This is a genomic window from Streptomyces sp. NPDC046862 (assembly GCF_040704615.1).
Classification (GTDB): Bacteria; Actinomycetota; Actinomycetes; order Streptomycetales; family Streptomycetaceae; genus Streptomyces.
Genome location: NZ_JBEYXP010000010.1, coordinates 1 through 14,579, shown reverse-complemented (window position 1 = coordinate 14,579; position 14,579 = coordinate 1). Strand labels below are relative to the sequence as shown.

Below are 14,579 nucleotides of genomic sequence, written 5' to 3'. Positions count from 1 at the left end.
CCGCAGACTCTGCACACGGAAGTGGTGGTGCGGAAGCGGGATCTGCCGTCGGCAGAGCGGCAGATCCGGACGGACCGTCAGCGAGCGGTCGGCGGCGTGTACTTGTAGCCGACCCGGCGCACCGTCTGGATGGCCTGGCGGTGTTCGGCGCCGAGCTTGCGGCGCAGCCGGGCGATGTGCACGTCGACCGTCCGGCCGTCGCCCACGTGCCCGTAGCCCCACACCGTGGTGACCAGCTGGTCGCGGGTGTGCACCCGGTTCGGGTGCGCCACGAGGTGCGCCAGCAGCTCGAACTCCAGGTAGGTGAGGTCGAGCGGACGCCCGTCGACCTCGGCGGTGCGCTGCACGGTGTCGATGCGGACGAGGCCGTCCTCACCGGCGTCCGGCCCGGCCGGGCCGGAGGAGTCCGGAACCGCGAACGGCAGCACCGGCGGCTGCTGGTCGGCCGGTACCAGGACCAGGTAGCCGATCATCGGTGGCTGTCCCGGCAGCGTGGGCAGGGTGTGCTGGGGCGCGGGCAGCCAGGTGGCGCCCGGCGGCAGGAAGTCCGCGACATCGACCACCTCGTCGCGGTCCACGGCACGCAGCCGGTGGCGTGCGGAGCCGTTCGCCGGGGGAGCGGTGGGAGCGGTGGGAGCGGTCGGGGCGGTGAGGGTGGCGGTGGAGAGAGAACGAGTGGTCGCCATGAGAGGTCAGCTCTTTCGCGCGAGGAGTTCGTCGGGAAGGACGTACGGCGTTGCGCGCTGGCCGAAGGCCGGGTGGTGTACGGCTTTAGAGGGCCGGCGCGATCGTCGCGCGACAACACACCCGGTCGAAGTCGTGGTGCTGACGGGAAGGCCAGAACGGCTCGAGGTCATGGCGACCCGTCGCGGTGTACTTCTGGAAGCCGGCCATGGGCCCATTGAAGCAGACGGACGGCTGTCACAGGAGCCTCCTCTCACTGCTTGGACGCTCTGTGACACACGAAGGGGGCGCCCACCGCGAACGGCGGGCGCCCCCTTTCGGAGCCATGGGCCTCGGATCAGACCTGGCCGGCCTTCTCCAGGGCGGAGCAGCAGGTGTCGACGAGCAGACGCGTCACGACGTACGGGTCGACGTTGGCGTTCGGGCGGCGGTCCTCGATGTAGCCCTTGCCGTCCTTCTCGACCTGCCACGGGATACGGACCGAGGCACCGCGGTTGGAGACGCCGTAGGAGTACTGGTCCCACGGGGCGGTCTCGTGCAGACCCGTCAGGCGGTCGTCGATGCCGGCGCCGTAGTTCTTGACGTGGTCGAGCGGCTTGGAGCCCTCACCGAGCGACTCGGCCGCGGTGATGATCGCGTCGTAGCCCTCGCGCATCGCCTTGGTGGAGAAGTTGGTGTGCGCGCCGGCGCCGTTCCAGTCGCCCTTGACCGGCTTGGGGTCGAGGGTGGCGGAGACACCGAAGTCCTCGGCGGTGCGGTAGAGCAGCCAGCGGGCCACCCACAGGTGGTCGGAGACCTCCAGCGGGGAGACCGGGCCGACCTGGAACTCCCACTGGCCGGGCATGACCTCGGCGTTGATGCCGGAGATCGCGAGGCCCGCCTTCAGGCAGTTGTCCAGGTGGGCCTCGACGATGTCACGGCCGAAGATCTCGTCGGCGCCGACACCGCAGTAGTAGCCGCCCTGGGGGGCCGGGAAGCCGCCCTCGGGGAAGCCCAGGGGGCGGGTGCCGTCGAAGAAGGTGTACTCCTGCTCGATGCCGAAGATCGGCTCCTGCGCGGCGAACTTCTCCGCGACCTCGCTCAGCGCGGCACGGGTGTTGGACGCGTGCGGGGTGAAGTCGATGTTCAGGACCTCGCACAGGACGAGGATGTCGTCGCCGCCGCGGATCGGGTCCGGGCAGGAGAAGACCGGCTTGAGGACACAGTCGGAGGCGTGGCCCTCGGCCTGGTTCGTGGAGGACCCGTCGAAGCCCCAGATCGGCAGCTCGGCACCCTTGGCGTCGTCGGCGAAGATCTTCGTCTTGGAACGCAGCTTGGCCGTCGGCTCGGTGCCGTCGATCCAGATGTACTCAGCCTTGAAGCTCACGGGCCACATCCTTCGGGTGTGTCTTTGAGTCGCAGTCATGCGGGTGCTGCGGCGGCGCTGCGGCACTGGGGCGCCGCGGGGAATATGCCCGGAAGCCTGTCAACGGGCGATTACCCGGTCATTGCCCATGTGTGAACCCCGTGTTACCTGGGGCTTCTGTGGGCGGGATCACGCCGCGCCGGGCTCCCTCCAGGGGCGCTCACGAAGGCTGCGCCCCCGACCCCCGGTCCCGCTCCCCGTCGGTGGCGTCCCGTACGCCCGTGAGGAACCCCCGGATCGCCGCCAGTTCCCGCTCGTCGTACCCCTCCAGCAGCTGCACCGCGCGGCCGATCAGCGGGCCGAAGAAGGCCTCCCCCAGTTCCACCGCCCGCTCGTCGATCTCCACGAGGACCCGGCGCCGGTCCCGTTCGTCCCGCACGCGCCGTACGTGCCCGAGCCGCTCCAGCCGGTCGACGACGGCGGTCGTGCCCGCCGAGTTCAGCCCGAGGAGGGCGCCGAGGCGGCCCGCCGTCATCTCCGAGCCCGCCCGCGACGCGTCCATGAGCGCGATCAGGGCCCGCACGTCCGTCGGGTGCATGCCGTTCCGGCTCGCGAAACGGGCGCTGTGCAGGCCGAGTTCGACGGTGGCCGCGCGCAGCAGGTGCACGATCTCCATCTCGCGCTCGTGGTCGGGCACGTCGTCCTCCGGTTATCATCTCGCTCAACAAGTATCTCGCTGAGCGAGATAATAGGCCGGACGGGGGAGGACTGGACGCATGACCGGACAGGGGAGGGCGGGGCGATGAGCGGCCGCGGCACGTACGACATGCGGGGTTTCCGGGCGGCGTACGACAAGGTCATCGCCAAGTGGCCCGCCGACCGGGAGGCGCTCGACGTCACCACCCGGTACGGCACGACCCACGTGAACGCCTGCGGACCGCGCGACGCGCCCCCGCTCCTGCTCCTGCCGGGCGGCGGCGGAGCGACCTCGGCGTCCTGGTTCGCGAACGTCGGGGCGCTCTCACGCGACCACCGGGTGTACGCCGTCGACCTGATCGGCGAGCCCGGCCTCAGCACGCGTGAGGCCGGCCACCCCCTCCGTACGGTGGCCGACCTCACAGCCTGGCTGGACCTGCTCCTGGAGGGCCTGGGCGCCGGCCCGACCGCGTTGTGCGGTCACTCGTACGGCGCCTGGATCGCCCTCCACTACACCCTGCACGCGCCCCACCGGGTCCGCCGGCTGGCGCTGCTCGACCCGACGGGGTGCTTCACGCGGTTCGCGCCCGCGTACCTCCTGCGGGCCGCCCCGATGATGCTCCGCCGCTCCGCCGCCGCTACCCGGGCCTTCCTGGAATGGGAGACCCGCGGCACCCCCGTGGACCCGGAGTGGCTCCGGCTCCAGGAGGCGGCCGCCGGTTTCCCCTTCGTACGACCGGTCACCGCTCCGGCCCCCGACCGTGCGGCCTCGTCCGCGCTGGACGTGCCGGCCCTGCTGCTCCTCGCCGGGAACAGCAGGGCCCACGACGCCCGCAGGGTGGCGGCCCTCTCCGTCAGACGGCTGCCGCGTGCGGAGGTGACATTCCTCCCGGACGCCACCCACCACACGCTGCCGCACGCGAACTCAAACGAGCTCGACGACCATCTGACGGCCTTCCTGAAAAGCCGCACACCCGGGTGACCTCATCCCACCCTTTCGATGAGGGCCCTGCGAATCAGAAACTTGCCAGGCTCCCTGACCTGCTCGAACGCCGCGTCGTTCAGCAGGACGCAGCTGCCGGACACCGAGGTGACCTCCACCGTCGTGGACTTGTCGTTGTCCAGGTTGGTGACCTTCAGCTTCGTGCCGGCCGGGAACTGGTTGCTGGACGCCGCCGGGGCGCCCGCCTCGCCGGAGAGAGTGACGGTGGAGCCGTTGCAGACCTGCTCCCCGGAGCCCGCGGCGGCGTCGCCGTCCGCGGCGCCGTCGTCCGCGGGCGGGGCGGTCGCGGGATCCGAGGCCTGAGAGCCCGCGGCCTCCTCGGAGCCCTGGGGGTCCTGAGCCGACCCCCCGGTCTCCGCGGCTCCGCCGTTCTGCCCGGCCTGGGTGCCCTGGGAGTCCTGAGCCGACTCCCCGGCCACGCAGCCGGACGCCTCCTGCTTGCGCTCGATCTCGGCGATGACCGCCTCGCGGTTGGCGATCCGCGCCTCCGACTGGGCGTCGGGGCTGGCCTTCTGTCCCGCGATGAACCGCTGGTTGTTGCCGAGCGCGGTGGCCAGTCCCTGGCAGACGGTCGAGTCCGCGGCGGTCTGCGCCGCGTTCGACGTGGCCGCCATCGCGAAGGCGCTGCCTCCCGCCACGGCCACCGCGCTCACCAGCAGCGCGACCTTCTTCCTCGTACTGATCGTTCTCCTACGCGACATGCGCGCCTCCTGTCCCCGGCCGCGTCGGCGGGCCGGATCGGGTGAGTACGCCGCTAGGTACGAGATCTCGAACGAAGTTACTCAAGGGTTATAGAGGTCTCTCAAGTAACGTGCGTCACACGGCACTTGAGCGCGAACCCTCCCTTACCGCTCCAAGGCGTCCCGAACCGCCTCCTCCGTGCGGCCCACCACCGCGCTGCCGTCGTCGGCGGTGATGATCGGCCGCTGGATGAGCTTCGGATGCTCGGCGAGCGCCCGCACCCACCGGTCCCGTGACGCGGCGTCCCGGTCCCACGACGTCATGTCCAGCTCCTTGGCGGCGGCTTCCTGGGTCCGCGTGATGTCCCACGGCTCCAGCCCGAGCCGTGCGAGCACGTCCCGGATCTCGTCCTCGGTCGGCACGTCCTCCAGGTACCGCCGCACGGTGTAATCGGCCCCCTCCGCGTCCAGCAGGGTGAGCGCGCTGCGGCACTTCGAACAGGCCGGATTGATCCAGATCTCCATGCGGGACACGGTACGCGCGTGTCCCTTCGGGTCGGCCCGCCCACCGGCGATGAGTCTTGGTGCCGACGGCGGTCTGCAGTGATGCCGTCCCGATGACAGGGAGAGAGGCATCATGTCCGACGACGAACAGCAGATCCGCCGCCTGATCGAGCACTGGGCCGCGGCCGTGCACGGGGGTGACCTGGACGGCGTCCTGGTCGACCACGCGGACGACATCGTGATGTTCGACGTGCCGCCGCCCTACGAGGGCGCCCGCGGCATCGACGCCTACCGCGAGACGTGGCCGCCCTTCTTCGACTGGCAGGCGCGGGGCGCCTCGTTCGACATCGAGTCGCTGGAGGTCACCGCCGGCGCCGATGTCGCGTTCGCCTACGCCCTGCTGCGCTGCGGCACTCCGCGTGAGCTGGCCGAGCGGCCGGAGAACCGCCTGCGGCTCACCCTGGGGCTGCGCAAGCAGCGGGGACGCTGGGTGGTGGCGCACGAGCACCACTCGTTCCCGGATGTCTCCTGAGGCGCGGCGGCGAGGGGGTGGCGCACCGGTCGCCGAGGGGTGGTTAGTCGTCTCACGCGCCCCTCGCGGACCTCGGGTGACACAGCGCCAATTTCCTTGCCCACCTGGGCTTTTGCCGCAGCTCCAGGCCTCCTGATTGTCAGTGGTGGCCAGTAAAATAGAAGCAGTGTTCGAGGGTGTCGCCGGAGATCCCGGACGACGCCCTGACCGCGACAGGAGGATGCCCGTGCCCGCTGCCGCACTGAAGCCGAAGCCGCTGCCCACCCAGCCCACGGCCAGGAGGCCGGTCCAACTCGACCTTCCGTACGCACCCGTCGAGAAGCGCCCGCTGCCGCCCGGCCGCCCCCGCGAGTGGTACGTCACGCACAACCGCCGGCTGAAGGCGATGCGCCTCGCCATCGCCCTGCTCGACTCCGGCGTCCACCTCCCGAACCAGGCCCGCAACGAGACGATCCGCAGCACGGCCGAACTCATCGGCGTCCACCCGCCGTCGGACACGACGTGCCACATGGTGCGGGCGCTGATGCGCTACAGCCGCTGAGGCGGCGCGACCCTTCCGGTGCCGTCCGCTCCGCGAGGGTGGACGGCACCGGTGTGTCCGGAGACGGGGAGGGTGGGGGACGGCCGGGGGGAGATGGGAGAAGGCGGGGGAAGGTAGGGGATCGCGCCAGAGTTGGCCGGAGATCGCCCTAGCCGTACCGCCCGGGTATCCATACGATTCGGTCGCTCCCGGTCTTCACAGCCCCTTCACAGGCTGGGTGTCGGTGTACGCGCCAGCTTGGCATGTACATGACCTCTGTGTTTCGGTCCGCGACGGCCCACGCGGTGGGCCGCACCCCCCCGGTTCCGGCGGTGCGCATCCGCACCCGTGCCGCCGGAACACCGAAAGAACGGATTGGAGAACCATGGCTCGTGGGCTCCTGCTGGGCGGCGCGATCGCCGCTCTGCTCGCCACCGCGTTCCCGGCGCAGGCCTCGTCCTCGTCACCGATCTTCACCGACCCGCCCCCGGACAAGATCATCATCAAGCTCGCCACGGTGAACGGGTCCGGCTGTCCCGCGGGCACGACGGCGGTCGCCGTCTCCCCGGACAACACCGCCTTCACCGTGACCTACAGCGACTACCTCGCCCAGGTCGGCGGCGGCGCCAACTCCACCGCGTTCCGCAAGAACTGCCAGCTCAGCCTGAACGTCCACGTGCCCGGGGGCTTCACCTACGCCATCGCCAGCGCCGACTACCGGGGCTTCGCCTCGCTCCAGCGCGGCGCGACCGCCACCCAGAAGGCCTCGTACTACTTCCAGGGCTCCCCGGAGACGGCCTCCAGAACGCACCCGTTCAGCGGCCCGCTCGAGGACAACTGGCAGGCCACCGACGAGACCGACTGGGCCCAGATCGTCTGGGCGCCCTGCGGTGTCGAGCGCAACTTCAACATCAACACCGAGCTGCGGGTCGCCAAGGGCACGTCACCGGCCAACAGCACCAGCTTCATGACCATGGACTCCACGGACGGCGATATCAGCACGACGTACCACCTGGCCTGGAAGGAGTGCGAGCAGAAGTGAGCCGGGGCGCCGGGTGCCCCCACCTCTTCGGGTGCCCGGCGCTGTGGTGAGCCTCGCCGGGGACCTCGCCGGGATCTGCCGCGTCACCAACCTGTCCGGACAGCACACCTAGGCCGCCAGCTCCCGCTCCAGCGGTGTCCGGAACCGCGGCGTGATCCGGGTGTCCGCCACCCAGGCGCGCAGCCGTTCCGCCTCCGCCTCGATCGCCGCGTGCGCCTCGCCGCCCACGCCCTCCGTCTCCAGCAGCCGCCACACGATCTCGCCGTCCGGGCGCTGGGCCCAGCCGCCGATCACCCGGCCGTTCCACCACACCGTCGGCCCGACGTTGCCGCTCCCGTCGAACAGGGCCGGACGGAGGGCGGGCGCGAGGTACCAGTCGCGGTCCTGCCAGCCCATCGCCGTCGGGTCCAGTCCCGGAAGCAGCGCGGCCCACGGTTCAGTGGGCCCGGCGACAGGCTCCACGTCCCCGTCCGCCACGTATCCCGTGCCCCCGTCGTCCAGCGACACGGCGTGGGCGCCGATCGCGGCGAGCGCCTTGCGCACCTCGGTCACGCGCCAGCCCGTCCACCACTTCAGGTCGGCCTCGGTGGCCGGTCCGCAGGCCGTGAGCCACCGCCTCAGCAACTCCGACTGCGCCTCGGCGGACGGCAGTTCGGGGTGCGGGGGCGCCACCGCCCAGCGGAACTGCGTCGACGTCCAGGAGCCGAGCGGCCGGCCCCGCACCACCCTGCCCTCCACGCCCAACACCCGCATGAGCCGGGACGACACGGTGTGCTCGTACTTCCCGCCCGCCCCGTGCGCGAACCGCTCCCGCAACCGCGGCTCGTCGCGCACGAGTTCGTTCACCGTGGCCTCTCCCCGGCGGGCGAGCGCGGCGAGCGCGGCCTCCTCGACCTCCGCGAGCCACTCGGGGCCCAGCCGCCCGCCGCTGCCGGTGATCATGTCCTTGGCCAGGGCGGCCCGCGCCCGCGCGGCGACCGTGAGCCCAGTCGAGGCGTGCACCACCGCGGTCAGCTCCGCCGGGAACACGAACACGGTGTGCCGCATCCCGTGCATCCGCACCAGCGACCGGTCCCCGTACAACGCCCGGTCGAGCTCCGTGACCGTCCCGCCGGTGTCCGTGAGGCGCGCCCCGACCGCCAGGTACACCGTCGCCGGGTCCGTCCCGTGCAGCGCCACCAGGGAACGGGCCACCTCCTCCGGCGTGGCCGCCCGCGCACCCGGTGCCAGCATGTGCCGCAGCGCGAGCCGGGCCCGGCGCTCCGCCGTCGTGACCAGCCGCCGTCGTTCACCCATGCCGCGTCCATCCATGCCGCGTTCGCCCATGCCGCGCTCACCCCGTCCCCGTGGCCGCCCCGTCGCCGGGCCGGACAGCACGTTACGCGTACCGCTCCAGCAACCCCGCCACATACGCCTCCAGCCGTGCCCCCAGGACCTGAGGCGTCAGGTCGGTGCGGCCGAGCTCCCTCCAGGGCCCCGCGAGCTTCGCCGCGTCCGGCGCGTAGCCGAGCGCGTCCAGCAGCCTCCAGTACAGGTGATCGGGGTCCTCGGCGAGGCGACGGCCCCCTTGGGCCTCGTAGCGGGCGCGGAAGCCGAGTCCGTGCTCCGGCCCGTGCAGCAGCGCGAGCGCCGTCGAGCAGTGCGCCACGTCGAGGTCCGCGGGCCCCCACGAGGTCTCCACCCAGTCGACCACCCCACTGATCCGCAGGGTCTCGCCGGAACCGGTGAACAGCACGTTCCCGGGGTGGAAGTCCCGGTGCAGGAAGCAGCCCTCGTACGCGGGTGCCGGGCGCCGGATCACGTCCACCGCCCGCTCCCACAGCCCGCCACCGGGCGCGTCGACCCGTTCGGGAGACGTCCACGCCTGGTACGTGCGGGGTGCTTCGTCCGGTACGACCGCGTGGACACGGGCCAGTTGACCGGCCAACAGGTCCAGGCGCCGTTCAAGGTCCTCGTCGTCCTCGTCGTCGACCCGCACGCTGCCCGGCAGCAGCGACATCAACAGCGAAGGGTGGTCGGTGTGTTCGGCGGTCGCGTCGACCGCGCGCAGCTCCGGCACCGGCACACCGTCGTACGACGCCAGCAGCGTGAGCACGGACGCCTCGCGGGCCAGCAGACCCGGCGCGTGACGCCGGAAGAAGGGCCGTACGAAGGAACGCAGCACCAGCCCCGAGCCGTCGTCGAGGGTGAGCCGGCGCATCTGGGAGCTCCAGCCCCCGCGCAGAACCGTGGTGTCACGGACGCCCCGCCCCTGCGGAAGCTGCTTGGCCACCCACGCCCGCGTCGCCGTCCACCCCTGGTCGCCCAGCCCCGTCAGCAAGGCGTCCACGAACTCCCGCCGGTCGTCGGCCTGATCCCGGAACCACAGGCCCAAGAAGTGATCCGCGTCGGGCAGTTCGAGCCGGGTGAACTGGGCGCGGGCGGACAGCGCGTCGCTCACCGCCTCGGTCACGGCCGGCGGGATGACATGGTCCGTGCCGGGCACGGCGAGCACCGCCCGCCCGGCGTACGCCCGCAGCGCGTCCAGCGCCGGGGACGCCCGCCACCCCTCCGGCGCCCGGATGATGGTGCTGAACTCCCCGTCACCCTCCCCGAACGGCACCGGCCACGCCTCGGCCGCGTACACCGCGGGCGCGCACAGCCCGATCGCCACCACCCTCTCCCCGTAGTGGCGGGCGAGATCCGCCGCCGTCTGCCCGCTCATGCTGAACCCGATGACGACCAGCGGACCGTCCTCGGGCACCCGCGCGTCGATGACGGCGACGGCCTGCTCGAAACGCCGACGCAGGCTCAACTCCCGCAGCTCACCCGTGCTTTCACCGTGCCCCGAGAAGTCGAACGCAAGGCCCCGGCAGCCGCGCGCCACGAACTCGTCGAGCATCGGCAGCAGGCGTTCCTTGCTGCCGTTGCCGGCGCCGTGCAGGAGGACGGCCGTGGGGGAGGCGTCCGGGGCACCCGCGTGCACCCCGCTGAGCCGTTCGCCGTCGTGGCCGTGCGAGAAAGCGTCGTGCGAGAAAGCGTCGTGCGTGCCAGAGATGGGTCGGCTCATGCCCGTATTCATTCACGGTGCACGCGTGGCGCGCCTGTTAATTGGGATGCGGGCGCCGCGACAGGAAGAGCATCCTGGAGCTGTCGGTCACCCACCGCACCGCACCCATCACGCACTGCACCCATCACCCGCCACACTCGACCCTCGATCCTCGACACTCGTCAACCACCCACCACGCCCGAAGGAGGTCAGCCATGAACACCGTGATCCTCTCGGCGACCGCCGTCCTGGTCGTCCTGGGTTTCTCCGACAGCGTCTACTGGCTCGCCGCGGTCGCTCTGCTGTACGTGTACATCCGGTACGCCCGTAGCGGGAGCGGAACCTCGGCCACGCCCTCGTCCGGTTCGGCGAGCAGCCCCGCGGGCACGCCGTCCACCTACCGCGCGTACCGCGCGCGCCGTGACCAGCAGGCCAAGTGGGAGCGCCGCTACCGCCGGGAGCGGCCGTTCGAGACGCGTCGGCAGGAGCGCAAGTAGGGGCTCACCACCCGGCTCACCACCCCGGCGCGCCCCAGATCGGGAACCAGCGGCTCAGGTCCCGTTCGATCCGCAGATCGTCCGTGAGTGCGGCCTTCACCTGCAGTTCCAGCGGGTGATCGCGCCGCTGGCCCGAACCGGCCAGCGGCGCGAATGGCACTCAACGGCCGGAGGGTCTAGCTTCTCAGTGTGACCACCTTCACGGTAGTCGTTCTTTCGTAAGGGGTTGCGGAGCGCCAAGTCGGTACTCTCCTCGCGGCAACGTGAGTCTGCGGCGGGGGTGGCGCGGCGGCGAGCGCCGTCACCAGCGACATGGCTTCCTGCAACTGCTCGGATGTAATGCCCGACCGGGTGATGACTTCCATGAGCGCGTCAGGAATCCCCTGGGGACTCGGTAGCACGAACTCAGCTCCCTTCGCGTCCTCACACCTTGAGACGTGCGGGGATGAACAGCTCGAACGAGTCTTGGTAGCAGTGGAACTGCACACCGTTCTTCCGCATCAGCTTCTCCAGGTCGGGCACTTCGCTCGTCTCCCAGAGCTGTCGCCACGTCTTCCCGAGGCTGCGGTATTCCCACCGGTCCCCGGTCGGCAGCTTGCTCAGGGCCTCATACTCGGCGTTCAATCTGTCGAGCATCCTCTCGGCCTCAGGCCGCGTCAGAGCCGTCCCGTACCGTCGATGAGGCTCCATGTCCGCCATGATGACCGCGACCAGCTCTTCAATCTCGCGCATACGACTCAGGTTGTCCGCGCCTGCAACGTAGATCCGTTCCTCTACCTTCTGATAACCGAACTGCTCCAAGAGGTGATGTTCGAAGGTGGCGAGCAGCCTCCCGGGATCCCACGACACCTGGTCCTCGCAGCCGTGCCGGGTGCGGTCGCCCATCATGCGCGGGCTGACGCACCGAAATTCGGGTACTCCTTGCGGCCGTTCTTCGTCTCCCTTCGAGACACGTGCAGGCGCATCTTTCCTTTGCAGTACCCGCAGAGGATCACTTCCAGGAATGGGGTCACGTTGGTAGGCGAGGAGACCGAGAAGGAGCGTTGGTTGAGGTGAGCCTGAAGCGCCTTCCACTGCCCGTCAGTGAAGATCGGCTCAGCAAGACGGACTTTGTTGCCAGTAGAGTCGATGACGGGGATGGTCTCGTAGTACTTCTTGCCGGGGACAGGACGACTCTCCATCTTCCAGCCCATAAGAGCTTCGCTCTTGAGCATCTTCCGGATGCCGGAAGCCGTCCACTTGTACTCGCGCCCAGAGTCCTGGATGCGCTTGGACGGGCGGGCACCCCGTGGCGTCGGTTCCTTCCGCGCGTTGAGGTGGTCGGCGATGACCGCTGGAGTGTCCTCGGTGGTGAGCAGACGGTTGGCGATCTCTCGAATGACGTTCACCTGGTGTCGGTTCTGGCGAAGGTGTGCAGCTCCGTCGTCGCCCTTGTAGACCTCGAAGCCGTAGGCTGGCATGCCTCCGGGCCAGCGCTGCTGCTCCCGGACACTCTCACGGAAGCTCCTCACCCGCACGGCCGTGTTGCTGGCTTCCATTTCCGCGAGGGCGGAGAAGAGGGAGATGATCACGTGCCGGAACGGACCGGTCATGTCGAAGATCGGCTCAGTGACGGAGGCGAAAGCCTTCTTGCCGTGCTTGTCCGCCCAATGGATCATGTCTTGCATGTCCATGGCCTTGCGAATGAACCGGTCCAGCTTCCAGAACAGGATGAGATCGAATTCCGGAGCCCGCTCATTGAGTCAGTGACCCAACTCCTGCCTCTCGAATAGGCTTTGTTTCGTGGCGGACACGTGTGCGTCTCGCGCAACACCGACCTCGATCCAGTTAATTCCCTGGAGGACCTTCTTTTCGATGTGCTGGCGAGCGTCTGCAAGTTGCCGTTCGAGGCTGGTGGATTCGTCGGTCAGTTGGCTGATGCGCAGGGCTACGAGGACCCTGGTGGCCTGCTGTCGCCCGAAAGGGTCTGCGGCCATGTCAAGGGTGGTCACGACGAAGGAGCGCATGCGCCTACTGGCATGTGCGAGGCTCTTTTGTATCTGTAGACACCTTCGGGTGATTGGTCAGTTGATCAGACCGGGTGCGTCCCAAAGTGGAAACCAGTGCGCCTTCTCTTTCTCGATGCGTAGGTCGTCCTTCAGTAGGGCGGCTACCTGTAGTTCCAGCGCGTTATCGCGCTTGGGCCGGCCAGAGAGCATACATAGTGGATAGAACGTGCCACGCTTGTACAGATATACGAGCCCGAGTCGCCGCTCGTCCCCCGAATTCCGTACGTCGTGGAAGGCGACCACCGAGCACAGCAGCTGCGGGCCGAACCCGCTGCTCTCCAGCGCGCTGTTGACCGCGTGCAGGTCACTCACCAGCGCGGGCAGGTCCTCCGGCCCGCGCCGGGAGACCAGCCACGAGTAGCCGTACTCGTCCCGGACCGCCTCGACGGGCGGCCCCTGGCGTTCCGTGTCCGCGTCGAGCAGGGCCTGCACGTCCTCGCGCGCCTCGGCGAAGGCCTGGCCCTCGACGGTGGCGAAGCACACCGCTCCCGTTCCCGTCGGAGTGAGGGAAACCGCCGCCTCGAGCGTCAGCGCGGCCGACGGCAGCGCGAACAGCTGGTCGAGATCGGGCGCGACCGGCCTCGTACGGCCGAGGAGGACGTCCAGGAACCCCATACAGTCAGCTCGCCTTCTCGGGTGCCGCCGCCTCACCCAGCTCGTTCGAGATCCGCCCCAGCTGGTCGAGACGCTCCTCCAGGCTCGGGTGGGTCGAGAAGAGCCGCGCGACTCCGGGCTCCCGGCCCAGCGCGGGCGTGAAGTAGAAGGCGTTGAAGGCCTGCGCCGTCCGCAGGTCCTTGGACGGGATCCGGGCGATGTCGCCGGAGACCTTGGTGAGTGCGGAGGCCAGCGACGAGGGCCGGCCGGTGAGCAGCGCCGCCGCCCGGTCCGCCGCCAGCTCCCGGTACCGGGACAGGGCCCTGATCAGCAGGAAGCTGATCGCGTAGACGGCCGCGGAGACGGCCATCACGGCGGCGAGGATCGCGGCGGTGTTCTGGTCCCGTCGCCCGCCGAACATCCCGGAGTAGAAGGCGAACCGCACGATCAGCCCCGCGATCACTCCGAGGAACGACGCGACCGTGATCACCGCGACGTCCTTGTGCGCCACGTGCGACAACTCGTGCGCGAGGACACCCTCCAGCTCGTCCGGTTCCAGCCGCCGCAGCAGCCCGGTGGTCACGCACACCACGGCATGGTCGGCGTTCCGGCCGGTGGCGAACGCGTTGGGCATGTCCATATCCGACACGGCCACGACCGGCTTCGGCATGTCCGCCACGGCGCACAAACGGTCCACAACCCCGTGGAGCTGCGGGTATTCCTCCCGCTCCACCACGCGGCCGCGCATCGCGAACAGCGCGATGCGGTCCGAGAACCAGTACTGCGCGCCCAGCAGCCCGGCGGCGATCACGACGACCAGTACCCAGCTCTTCAACAGCACGATCAACGCGGCGACGAAAGCCACGTACAACAATCCGAGCAGGAACAGCGTGACCCCCATCCGGGTGGTCAACCGCCGATCGCTCCGGAACCGGTTCTGCATCTGCGACACCCCGCATTCAGGCACTCGTCCCCTAGCCAGTGTGCACCTCAGGACCCCCATGAAGCGGTCGCGATCAGTCCTAGGCGGGGCAAAGGGTTCCTGTGAGCCGTTTGCCGTCCGCGTTCGCCCCCGCCGCCCCTACGCGTCCCATCCCGGGGGGCTCCGCCCACAGGCCCCCCGGGGGGTGGGGTGGCTGGGGTGGGTTGATTGCGTGCGGGTGGGTGGGGGCTGGTCGCGCAGTTCCCCGCGCCCCTAAAAGCCGTGCGGTTCCCCGCGGCCCTGAAAGCCGGCCCCGGCCGAAAAGATTCGGCGCCGCTTCGCACCATCCAGTGCCGCCAGCGCACCATCCAGCGCCGCCCGCGCATATCCAGCCCCTCCGGCGCTTGAGGAGCGGGGTCCGGGGCGGAGCCCCGGGGAGGGGACGGGTAGGGGCGGCGGGGGCGAGAACAAAAGAAGAACCGCC

18 protein-coding genes are annotated in these 14,579 nt (G+C 70.0%); 5 read left to right on the top strand and 13 right to left on the bottom strand.

Features of this window, described 5'->3' with window-relative positions; genetic code table 11:
• Positions 1-77: 77 nt before the first annotated feature.
• The 3 genes from AB0959_RS13180 to AB0959_RS13170 all read right to left on the bottom strand — a co-directional run bounded on the left by AB0959_RS13180 (position 78) and on the right by AB0959_RS13170 (position 2,705).
• Positions 78-686, bottom strand: coding sequence for a winged helix-turn-helix domain-containing protein (locus AB0959_RS13180; protein ID WP_366826471.1), 609 nt, complete (start codon positions 684-686; stop codon positions 78-80).
• Positions 687-1,021: 335 nt separating this feature from the next.
• Positions 1,022-2,050 (bottom strand): glutamine synthetase, encoded by a 1,029-nt coding sequence (glnII, locus tag AB0959_RS13175; protein ID WP_366826470.1) that lies wholly within the window; start codon positions 2,048-2,050, stop codon positions 1,022-1,024.
• A gap of 199 nt (positions 2,051-2,249) precedes the next feature.
• Positions 2,250-2,705 (bottom strand): MarR family transcriptional regulator, encoded by a 456-nt coding sequence (locus tag AB0959_RS13170; protein WP_366826660.1) that lies wholly within the window; start codon positions 2,703-2,705, stop codon positions 2,250-2,252.
• Between the two features lie 126 nt (positions 2,706-2,831).
• Between AB0959_RS13170 and AB0959_RS13165 the strand changes: the two genes are divergently transcribed.
• Complete coding sequence (locus AB0959_RS13165) at positions 2,832-3,707, top strand: alpha/beta fold hydrolase (protein ID WP_366826469.1); 876 nt, start codon at positions 2,832-2,834, stop codon at positions 3,705-3,707.
• A gap of 2 nt (positions 3,708-3,709) precedes the next feature.
• On the opposite strand, the gene AB0959_RS13160 is transcribed toward AB0959_RS13165, so the two are convergent.
• Positions 3,710-4,429: a hypothetical protein gene (locus tag AB0959_RS13160; protein WP_366826468.1), complete on the bottom strand. Its 720-nt coding sequence runs from the start codon at positions 4,427-4,429 to the stop codon at positions 3,710-3,712.
• Between the two features lie 144 nt (positions 4,430-4,573).
• Positions 4,574-4,933 carry an arsenate reductase family protein gene (locus tag AB0959_RS13155; protein WP_366826467.1) on the bottom strand — a complete coding sequence of 120 codons (360 nt, stop codon included), beginning with the start codon at positions 4,931-4,933 and terminating at the stop codon, positions 4,574-4,576.
• A gap of 112 nt (positions 4,934-5,045) precedes the next feature.
• On the opposite strand from AB0959_RS13155, the gene AB0959_RS13150 reads away from it, so the two are divergent.
• The 3 genes from AB0959_RS13150 to AB0959_RS13140 all read left to right on the top strand — a co-directional run bounded on the left by AB0959_RS13150 (position 5,046) and on the right by AB0959_RS13140 (position 7,006).
• Positions 5,046-5,444, top strand: coding sequence for an SgcJ/EcaC family oxidoreductase (locus AB0959_RS13150; RefSeq protein WP_366826466.1), 399 nt, complete (start codon positions 5,046-5,048; stop codon positions 5,442-5,444).
• 226 nt (positions 5,445-5,670) lie between these two features.
• Positions 5,671-5,985, top strand: coding sequence for a hypothetical protein (locus tag AB0959_RS13145; protein WP_366826465.1), 315 nt, complete (start codon positions 5,671-5,673; stop codon positions 5,983-5,985).
• Positions 5,986-6,349: 364 nt separating this feature from the next.
• A complete protein-coding gene (locus AB0959_RS13140) occupies positions 6,350-7,006 on the top strand; it encodes a DUF4360 domain-containing protein (protein WP_366826464.1) in 657 nt (218 codons plus the stop codon).
• Between the two features lie 108 nt (positions 7,007-7,114).
• Here AB0959_RS13140 and AB0959_RS13135 read toward each other — a convergent pair whose 3' ends face one another.
• Both AB0959_RS13135 and AB0959_RS13130 read right to left on the bottom strand, forming a co-directional pair.
• A complete protein-coding gene (locus AB0959_RS13135) occupies positions 7,115-8,302 on the bottom strand; it encodes a winged helix DNA-binding domain-containing protein (protein ID WP_366826463.1) in 1,188 nt (395 codons plus the stop codon).
• 82 nt (positions 8,303-8,384) lie between these two features.
• Positions 8,385-10,055, bottom strand: coding sequence for an alpha/beta fold hydrolase (locus tag AB0959_RS13130; RefSeq protein WP_366826462.1), 1,671 nt, complete (start codon positions 10,053-10,055; stop codon positions 8,385-8,387).
• 194 nt (positions 10,056-10,249) lie between these two features.
• Between AB0959_RS13130 and AB0959_RS13125 the strand changes: the two genes are divergently transcribed.
• Positions 10,250-10,531 carry a hypothetical protein gene (locus AB0959_RS13125; protein WP_366826461.1) on the top strand — a complete coding sequence of 94 codons (282 nt, stop codon included), beginning with the start codon at positions 10,250-10,252 and terminating at the stop codon, positions 10,529-10,531.
• Between the two features lie 16 nt (positions 10,532-10,547).
• Here the strand turns inward: AB0959_RS13125 and AB0959_RS13120 are convergent, their stop codons facing one another.
• From AB0959_RS13120 to htpX, 6 genes are all read right to left on the bottom strand, one after another.
• On the bottom strand, positions 10,548-10,691 hold the full coding sequence (locus AB0959_RS13120) for a hypothetical protein (protein WP_366826670.1): 144 nt from the start codon (positions 10,689-10,691) through the stop codon (positions 10,548-10,550).
• 263 nt (positions 10,692-10,954) lie between these two features.
• On the bottom strand, positions 10,955-11,419 hold the full coding sequence (locus AB0959_RS13115; RefSeq protein WP_366826460.1) for a hypothetical protein: 465 nt from the start codon (positions 11,417-11,419) through the stop codon (positions 10,955-10,957).
• On the bottom strand, positions 11,416-12,243 hold the full coding sequence (locus AB0959_RS13110) for a recombinase family protein (RefSeq protein WP_366826659.1): 828 nt from the start codon (positions 12,241-12,243) through the stop codon (positions 11,416-11,418). The genes AB0959_RS13115 and AB0959_RS13110 overlap by 4 nt, the downstream gene beginning before the upstream one ends.
• A 30-nt stretch (positions 12,244-12,273) precedes the next feature.
• Positions 12,274-12,537: a hypothetical protein gene (locus AB0959_RS13105; protein WP_366826459.1), complete on the bottom strand. Its 264-nt coding sequence runs from the start codon at positions 12,535-12,537 to the stop codon at positions 12,274-12,276.
• A gap of 57 nt (positions 12,538-12,594) precedes the next feature.
• Complete coding sequence (locus AB0959_RS13100) at positions 12,595-13,194, bottom strand: hypothetical protein (RefSeq protein ID WP_366826458.1); 600 nt, start codon at positions 13,192-13,194, stop codon at positions 12,595-12,597.
• A gap of 4 nt (positions 13,195-13,198) precedes the next feature.
• Positions 13,199-14,116, bottom strand: a complete 918-nt coding sequence (gene htpX, locus AB0959_RS13095; RefSeq protein ID WP_366826457.1) for a zinc metalloprotease HtpX — start codon at positions 14,114-14,116, stop codon at positions 13,199-13,201.
• Positions 14,117-14,579: the final 463 nt, after the last annotated feature.

Bases quoted from the DNA above. Each gene is read 5' to 3' on its own strand.
- AB0959_RS13115 (WP_366826460.1), bottom strand. From the start codon at position 11,419: ATGATGGGCGACCGCACCCGGCACGGCTGCGAGGACCAGGTGTCGTGG.
- AB0959_RS13140 (WP_366826464.1), top strand. From the start codon at position 6,350: ATGGCTCGTGGGCTCCTGCTGGGCGGCGCGATCGCCGCTCTGCTCGCC.
- AB0959_RS13100 (WP_366826458.1), bottom strand. From the start codon at position 13,194: ATGGGGTTCCTGGACGTCCTCCTCGGCCGTACGAGGCCGGTCGCGCCC.
- AB0959_RS13165 (WP_366826469.1), top strand. From the start codon at position 2,832: ATGAGCGGCCGCGGCACGTACGACATGCGGGGTTTCCGGGCGGCGTAC.
- AB0959_RS13135 (WP_366826463.1), bottom strand. From the start codon at position 8,302: ATGGGTGAACGACGGCGGCTGGTCACGACGGCGGAGCGCCGGGCCCGG.
- AB0959_RS13160 (WP_366826468.1), bottom strand. From the start codon at position 4,429: ATGTCGCGTAGGAGAACGATCAGTACGAGGAAGAAGGTCGCGCTGCTG.
- AB0959_RS13155 (WP_366826467.1), bottom strand. From the start codon at position 4,933: ATGGAGATCTGGATCAATCCGGCCTGTTCGAAGTGCCGCAGCGCGCTC.
- AB0959_RS13105 (WP_366826459.1), bottom strand. From the start codon at position 12,537: ATGCGCTCCTTCGTCGTGACCACCCTTGACATGGCCGCAGACCCTTTC.
- AB0959_RS13125 (WP_366826461.1), top strand. From the start codon at position 10,250: ATGAACACCGTGATCCTCTCGGCGACCGCCGTCCTGGTCGTCCTGGGT.
- AB0959_RS13150 (WP_366826466.1), top strand. From the start codon at position 5,046: ATGTCCGACGACGAACAGCAGATCCGCCGCCTGATCGAGCACTGGGCC.
- htpX (WP_366826457.1), bottom strand. From the start codon at position 14,116: ATGCAGAACCGGTTCCGGAGCGATCGGCGGTTGACCACCCGGATGGGG.
- AB0959_RS13130 (WP_366826462.1), bottom strand. From the start codon at position 10,055: ATGAGCCGACCCATCTCTGGCACGCACGACGCTTTCTCGCACGACGCT.
- AB0959_RS13170 (WP_366826660.1), bottom strand. From the start codon at position 2,705: ATGGAGATCGTGCACCTGCTGCGCGCGGCCACCGTCGAACTCGGCCTG.
- AB0959_RS13180 (WP_366826471.1), bottom strand. From the start codon at position 686: ATGGCGACCACTCGTTCTCTCTCCACCGCCACCCTCACCGCCCCGACC.